Raw genomic sequence first — 7,365 nt, 5'->3', positions numbered from 1 at the left:
ACCCTTCAGATCGCGCCATATCGGCTTGGAAGCACCTCGGCAAGGGTAAAGCGACACCCGAAAACCGCGTAGTTTTGCGTTTTCGCACAGCCTCGACCCGTTGCTGCCGGTCGAGCCGTCGCAGTTCCAAGGGCAGGTATCAGAGCGGAACGGTCATTCCGTACCGCTCGAGGACAAGTGATCGGCCGTAGCGGTCATTCACGAAGGCAGGATTTCGCCGGTCTCACCGAGGGTAGTGAAACAAATCTACAGCTATTAAGCTGACGATAAGCTTGGGCCTCTTATCCTGATGATGAACCGAAAGCAATTCGCTCACTTCCCTTTTTTGAATGGAGGCCTGACATGTTGCGTCACATTACTGTCACTACCCGAACCGTTCTTGCCATCACCGCCCTGACTGGCCTCGTTGCCATCGATCAGGCCGCCACATCACACCGCAGTCCCCTAAGTGCGCCCGAGCAGACGCAGACGACTATAACGGACGACGCCGGGGGATCGCCGATGGACGCGGGCAATGCGCCGCTGTCCCCGCTGCAGCTCGCGGTGTTGCTCGAAGGATTCGACTGGCAGGCGCTCAGCGATGCCGCACTCACTCCGTAACGTCAAGGAGGCTCGCCGCACGGCGGGCCTTTTTCACTATTTCACGGCATACCCGTCAGTGCATGACGCGCTGTCGTCTGCGCGCGTTCACGGGATTGGCGATTTTGGACAGCGTCAAGCAGGAAGTCCGGTTTACCGACAAACATCTTGGCCGGTCGGTCGAGATGTTTTTCGCTGTTAGTTGGGCATGGTTGTCGCTCCCTTCGGATCGTCTGACGGCCGCAAGCGGTCCAGCAACCTTATGCATTACTACATCGCAGGAAGAGGGGCGCCGAAACGAGGTCCGCGTGGCAAGTTCGGTTTCGATCTCGTCGGGGCGATCAGTGCAGATCCGAAGGGTGCGCGTGCGGAGAAGTGGCTCGAACACCGTCTCTGGAAGATGCTGCACCCCAACATCACATTGCGCAGCTTGCGGGAACTGCTCTACGAGATGCAGCCGCTTGTTCGATCTCCACTTTTCGATCTGGACCCCGCTCGAGAAAGTCAACACGTGTCGTGGCGCCGCCACCCGCTCGGTAACTCGGCGGTACCGGAAATAATCGAGGGAGTGGCTCTATTGCACAGCGGGGCTGGCTGGCACCCGCGAGAGCCCGGGGCGAAAGACGCATTTGGGCTGTTCGAAGCGCTGGTAGGGCTCTGGTGCGAAGCGCGATTGCAGTGTGACGGCGCGCGCATGCAAGCATTGCTCGACTTGACAATACGCACGCAAAATCTCGCCTATGCCGACGAGACGTTCGTCTATATTATCGCGCCTTTTCTGGCATTCCTTTCTTTCGATGGCCCCGACCACCCGCTCGGAAAAGGTGGGGAATCGTCCCACAGCAACTCGGACGAAGGGGAATGACTGTCCCACATGTTTGTAACAAACATCGTCGACACGCTAGCCGTGACAATCCGCGTTATCCGTTGCGCGCACACATGACCTCGCTGGCACTGAGCGGGGTTGGAGGCCTTGCGGTGATAACGGGGGTTATCGCGGCTGGCACCGGACATTTGAATCCAGCCCATACGTCACGCGATGGACAAGTTATGTTATGTCGAATCATTGGTATGCCGAAGCATATTTCTCTAGAGCTGATTTGCATGAACTTATTCCTGTAATTTCAGGCACGGCAAGGTTCGTTGCCTGACGCGAATTCACCCAACTCGCCCAAAATCCGTCGACTCGGTTTCTGAACGATCGTCACACCTGTCGGCGTTTCGTCTCACGCTCGCCAGGTTGACAACGCCCGCCTGTTCACTCTGGCTCGAATTCATCGAGCAATGCGGCGCGGGGCCAGCCCAGTGGCGCCAATCGTCTGCTGACCCCCCGCAACGTTGCACCAAATCCCCGGCGAGCCCGGCAGTCCATCCGTGCGCTTGTCACGACACGCGTCGATGCGGTCCACGCGATAGTGGCGCCGGTGCCAATCAGCGCCTGGACGAAGGCGACATCTTCGTTAGATTCAAGCAACGGGAATCCGCCCGCTCTAAGGTATGCGGTCGCGGAGACACCGAGATTCGCACCATGAATATGATGGTGGCCGTCAGCGTCGCAGTATGTCCTGAGAAAGTCTTCCCGCACCGCGTCGCAGTGCCCTGACCAGTCGTGAACGCCGATTATGCCGCATACCGCGTCCGCGCTGCAGCGCAACTGCTGGACAAGCCAGTCTGCAGGAACCACAGAGTCGGCATCCGTGAAGGCGAGCCACCGCGCACCGCTTTCTAGCGCAGCGCGCGCGCCCGTCGCGCGGGCCATGCCGATATTGCGGCCCACGACCTCGATGATCTGCGCACCCAGTGACGCGGCAATCTGGCCCGTATCGTCCATGCACGTGTCCAGCACCACCGTCACCTGCACGTCCTCGCCGCCGAGCTCCGTGTGACGCCCCGCCAGCATCGCGGCGCTAACGCACTCCCCGATGCAGCAGCCCTCGTTGTGGGCCGGAATAATAATGCCGATCATTTTGCACTCCGTTTTTGTTGTTCTGTCCGTGCGCACACGGACATGACGGACCGATGAAAAAGCACTGCCGCGTTGAGCCGGCTGTACTGATGGCGGATAGAAGGTGGCAGTGCCAAGCATGTGTGCGCTCAGAACGTATCCTCACACGCGCCCTAGCTCGCCCTGTCTTCTCTTCTCTACATGGTCCCACGGACCAGCAATTTCTGGACCGAGCGCGAGATGTGGCCTGTGGTTTTCTGCGGTGGAGTGCGGGCGCATACTGTCCATCGCGATCGATCGCAACTGTCGGCAGGCGTTCCGTACGTTTTTCAGACCGGCATCGCCCGATTTGCCGGTGGACCGGCGGCACTGCGAGTTGACGGTCTTTACCACTTCGAGCACTGGCATGACCGTTGCGCAGCACCGGTAGCGCCTGGTGGAGTTCGCCGCGACTACGTTGAACCTGCGAGCGCCGATTCCCATCGTCGCGCGAATCGTCAATCGCCGGCAGCGTCGCAAACATGATGGCTGCGACCACATGGCGTCATATGTCGGATGAGCGCGTTCCGGGAGCGCCCGTCACGTTGCACTGCCTCGCATGGCAGCTGCCATGTGCCGGCCACGGACGCTTCATATTTGACGCCACCGCGCGGCGCGTCGGCGCCGCACGCGGTTTCAACAGGTACCACTTGCCTTCATGCGGATTCACAGGGCGTTAGGTTAGTGCACGAGTCATTCGCCCGCACGTGGAACCGGGTGGCAACCCACGACGTCATGGAGGGCAGTACAACTAACCTGAGACGAATGACCGATTGCTATGGAATGAAGGCGGCCGACGCCGCACTGCACTCTCCGGCGCGCCACAGGACGCCTTCTGCCCACAGAGCAGTATCGGAACAAAAAATGACTCACCATGAAATGAACCGAGAGATTCTGCAGCTGGAAAATCTGTTCGGACATATTTTCGCCGTCGTACTGGCGCAGTCGCCTCGATTCCCTCCATGCGGTAGTGCTGCTTCCAATGCATCGCGCGCGGCTAATGAGGCTCGATGCATCGTTACGCGTCATGGAGCGATCAAGTTGGGGCGTGCCCGTGAAAATCCGATCGGGATGGTTCGCTCCCGCTCTCTGAGCGCCCTTGCCCGATTGCAACGAGGTTCGTTCGTAAGCCACGCGGTTCTCTCATGTTGGTACCGGTTGACCCGATTTGTAATCCGTGTCCCACCGCGAGACACAGAAAGGCAGTGTCCATGGCCTGCCATTTCCGGCCCAGTCGGAACCGAATACGTACCAGACCGCCAGACCCGTTCTATGCCGGATAGAACGTGTAATGGCGCGTTATACCCCTCCTGCAAGCTTAGATGACTCCGAATCCGCCACGATGGCCAGCGACAAAGGTGGCGCCTACGGATGCCCCCCATCTCCGAGCGTTGACGTCCCTTGTTACCTCCGTCGTTGTAATTTTCGCCCTGGATCTTGAACGGGTCGTTCTAGTCCCAATCACGCTTGCGGTCCTGCTCAGCTTTCTTGCGGCACCGTTGGTCGATTTGCTTCGGCGTCTGAAACAGGGACAACTACCTTCTGTTGTAGTTGCGGTCCTTTTGGCGTTGACTCTGATCGCAGGTGTAGGAACCCTGCTCGGCGCCCAGATCGCCCAACTCGCGACCGAGGCACCTCAGTACCAGGCCGCCATAGAAAAAAAGATCGAGCGTGTGCAAGAGTCGACAGTTGGACGAGCCGACGCGTTTCTCGAGACCGCATCAAACGCGCTCAAGCGTCTCTCGCGTCCCACCAGGGCAAACGGCGGAGGCAGTCCCGTGTCGGCGCAACCGGCTGAAAAAGCACCGATGCCCGTGGAGGTCCACGAGCCGCCTGCGTCGCCCATCTCCCTGGCACAGCAATTCCTATCGCCAGTCGTCAACCCCCTTGAGACCACCGGCATCGTTCTGGCGGTTGCCACCTGTATCGAGAAACTGGAATTCATCGACGTGCTTTTCGGGGATCGCCCACCGCTCACTCCGCCGACCAACTTCTATCAACGGATACTGGCAGACGATCCCGAGGAAGCGCTCTAGCAAGCCGAGACATTGTTGAAGGAAATGCCCCTTGTCGAGTACTACGACTCTGTCGTTCTTTAAGGGCTGAAGCTTGCCCGGAACGCCCAGCCGGCAACTTTGCGGAACGGTCGGGTAAGGAAACGGGTTGTGGGCCAACTGCCACGCGAGTGAGCGAAATATCGCCGGACACGAATTAAGCACAATCTCCCTGACATACCGGGCCCGCGCGCGCCAATAGCTTTTGGTGCATTCTATCCAACAAGCGATGCCTCTGGACCACGTCCACTTTATCTCGAGATCACGCCATGGCCAAAAAGCAAACCGACGAAAAGAAGCGTACAAGCGGTGAGAAACTGCCTGACTTCAAAAGCCGGCAGGCCATCCTGCTTGCCACACGTAACGCAAAAATGGCGCGGTCAGCCCATGCCTATGTCCGTGGGAACACCACGCAGTTTTACGAATGGCTTGATGCAAGTGACAATAAAGCTTTGCCCGAGGGCCCCGCGATATGGATCTGCGGAGACTGTCACACCGGCAACCTGGGTCCTGTCGCGGATGCCCAGGGTCGCGTCGAAGTTCAGATCCGGGATCTCGACCAGACCGTTATCGGAAATCCCGCCCACGATCTGATTCGGCTAGGGCTATCGCTTGCGACCGCCGCGCGTGGTTCGGACCTGCCCGGGCTGACCACGGTCCATATGATGGAGGCACTCGCCGATGGATATGAATGCGCGTTCGACAAGGCCGCAAAAGGAAAGCATCTCGATCTTGGCGAAAAGCCAGAGACCGTGCGGGTTGTCATGAAGGAAGCGGTCCGCCGCTCCTGGAAGCACCTGGCAGTCGAACGCCTTGAAGACACCAGGCCGACGATCCCGCTCGGCAAGCGTTTCTGGCCCCTCACGAAGGATGAAGCTGCACAGATATCCTCATTGTTCGAAAAGGGTGCCATCAGCCAGCTCGCCACCAGTCTGCGGGGACGCAGTGATAACGGTCAGGTGACCGTGCTAGATGCCGCCTATTGGGTGAAAGGGTGTAGTTCGCTTGGCCGCCTGCGCTATGCCGTGCTACTCGACGTGGACGGCGGTGTGGTTGAGGGAGACGACCTTTGCCTTGTCGATATAAAGGAAGGGATAAAGGCGGCAGCCCCTCGATACTCGGGCGCAAGCATGCCACGCGACAACGCGGAACGCGTCCTTGAAGGGGCGCGCCACCTGTCGCCGTTTCTAGGCGAGCGGATGCGCGCGGACCGATTGCAGGACCGGTCAGTGGTCATCCGGGAATTACTTCCGCAGGACATCAAACTCGAGGTTGAACAAATCAGCCAGGCCGAAGCGATGGATGTGGCGCGCTACCTCGGGCAGATCGTCGGTAAAGCGCACGTCCGACAGATGGATCACGGCTCCCGCCGGGCCTGGCTGAAAGAGTTGAGGCGCAACCGTTCCAAGACCATTGATGCCCCCCCTTGGCTATGGAACAGCATTGTCGAACTCGTCAGTAGTCACGAAGCTGGATACCTCGAACATTGCCGCCGATATGCACTAGCCGGAATGTAGTCAGATACGGCCGACGTAACGACGTGCACCATGGCCAAGTCGGGACTCTCGCCCGCTGGCACCGCGCTACAGTCGACTCTGAACGCGCGGGCCGCCAGTTCTGGGAGCCTACAGATAGATTGAAATCGACTTTGCCCCGCTCCTGCGCTGGCCGTCCGCTCAGCTTTTTGCCGGCAGGCCTCCGAGCAAATCCGCCATGTCGTCAGCGTGTTCTTCTTCCACTGCGAGAATTCCCTCCATCATGCGCCGCGTCGTCGGGTCTTTTTCGCCGAGGTACTGGATGATGTCGCGATAACTGTCGATGGCGATGCGCTCAGCGACAAGGTCCTCCTTGATCATGTCTACGAGGGATGTGCCTTCCACATATTCAGCGTGGCTCCGGCTCACCAATCCGTCGGGTGCAAAGTTGGGTTCGCCACCCAACTGGACTATGCGTTCTGCGATCTGATCGGCATGACCTTGCTCCTCGTTCGAATGGACCAGAAACTCATCTGCGACACTTTTGGATGCCGGTCCCTTTGCCATGAAGTGATGGCGCCTGTACCTCAGCACACAGACGATTTCTGTGGCCAGCGAGTCGTTGAGTAATTTCAGGACAGTTTCGCGGTCCGCCTCATAGCCAGCCGTTACCGCACCTTCGTCGATATGCTGACGGGCACGCTTGCGCAAGGTCTGGACGTCCGTCAGGAAGGGTTTCTGGGACATGAGAATCTCCTTGAAATTTCAATAAAAGACATCGATCTACACATCCGCTGAGAACGACCAGAATGACGGCGCAAACGCGGAACGATATGTTGTGTTCTCCGCCAGCTCACGGCAGGGAGCCACACAGAGGCATACTTGAACTTGGGTAAAGACTTCAAAGACTGATCGCGGCGCCAGACGGTACAACCTGCCTTCAGTCGACCTGATTGCCGCTGGACGGAACCGCGATCTGGGCCGCGTGGAATCATTTTTATGTCCAACCAGCAGCACGGCACGTGCCCCCGCTGTGCAGCACGGGTGAGAGTGGCGACCTGGAATGGAATACACAACGCCCAACGTACCGGGCTGCAACGAAGTGAACCGTGAAGAAGCGTTGGTATGCGATCGGCTAGAGTTACGGGCACCGCGCCTCCGAGTAGTTGCGACGGTGCAGCCGCGCTTATCCGAGCGCGTCCAACGGCAACGGTTGGATGCACGGGCAGACCCCACTGCAGAACGTCCTGTCCAGTAATGTCGGGAAGACCCC

At 58.9% G+C, this 7,365-nt stretch carries 6 protein-coding genes; 4 read left to right on the top strand and 2 right to left on the bottom strand.

The features are described 5' to 3' along the window. Positions 1-342: 342 nt before the first annotated feature. Positions 343-600 carry a hypothetical protein gene (locus tag P3T21_RS35605; protein ID WP_429260564.1) on the top strand — a complete coding sequence of 86 codons (258 nt, stop codon included), beginning with the start codon at positions 343-345 and terminating at the stop codon, positions 598-600. Between the two features lie 241 nt (positions 601-841). Continuing rightward, positions 842-1,444, top strand: coding sequence for a hypothetical protein (locus tag P3T21_RS35600; protein WP_429260563.1), 603 nt, complete (start codon positions 842-844; stop codon positions 1,442-1,444). A 393-nt stretch (positions 1,445-1,837) separates the two neighbouring features. Here the strand turns inward: P3T21_RS35600 and P3T21_RS35595 are convergent, their stop codons facing one another. Then, on the bottom strand, positions 1,838-2,545 hold the full coding sequence (locus P3T21_RS35595) for a glycosyltransferase (protein WP_266261022.1): 708 nt from the start codon (positions 2,543-2,545) through the stop codon (positions 1,838-1,840). A 1,340-nt stretch (positions 2,546-3,885) separates the two neighbouring features. Between P3T21_RS35595 and P3T21_RS35590 the strand changes: the two genes are divergently transcribed. Together P3T21_RS35590 and P3T21_RS35585 are read left to right on the top strand one after the other, a co-directional pair. Next, positions 3,886-4,599 carry an AI-2E family transporter gene (locus tag P3T21_RS35590; RefSeq protein WP_429260562.1) on the top strand — a complete coding sequence of 238 codons (714 nt, stop codon included), beginning with the start codon at positions 3,886-3,888 and terminating at the stop codon, positions 4,597-4,599. A gap of 287 nt (positions 4,600-4,886) precedes the next feature. Then, on the top strand, positions 4,887-6,134 hold the full coding sequence (locus P3T21_RS35585; protein ID WP_429260561.1) for a DUF2252 domain-containing protein: 1,248 nt from the start codon (positions 4,887-4,889) through the stop codon (positions 6,132-6,134). Between the two features lie 159 nt (positions 6,135-6,293). Here the strand turns inward: P3T21_RS35585 and P3T21_RS35580 are convergent, their stop codons facing one another. Continuing rightward, positions 6,294-6,839 carry a ferritin-like domain-containing protein gene (locus P3T21_RS35580; RefSeq protein WP_097389068.1) on the bottom strand — a complete coding sequence of 182 codons (546 nt, stop codon included), beginning with the start codon at positions 6,837-6,839 and terminating at the stop codon, positions 6,294-6,296. Between the last annotated feature and the right edge of the window lie 526 nt (positions 6,840-7,365).

It is taken from the genome of Paraburkholderia sp. GAS334 (genome assembly GCF_050436625.1).
Lineage (GTDB): Bacteria > Pseudomonadota > Gammaproteobacteria > Burkholderiales > Burkholderiaceae > Paraburkholderia.
This window is presented reverse-complemented; position numbering and strand designations above follow the sequence as displayed.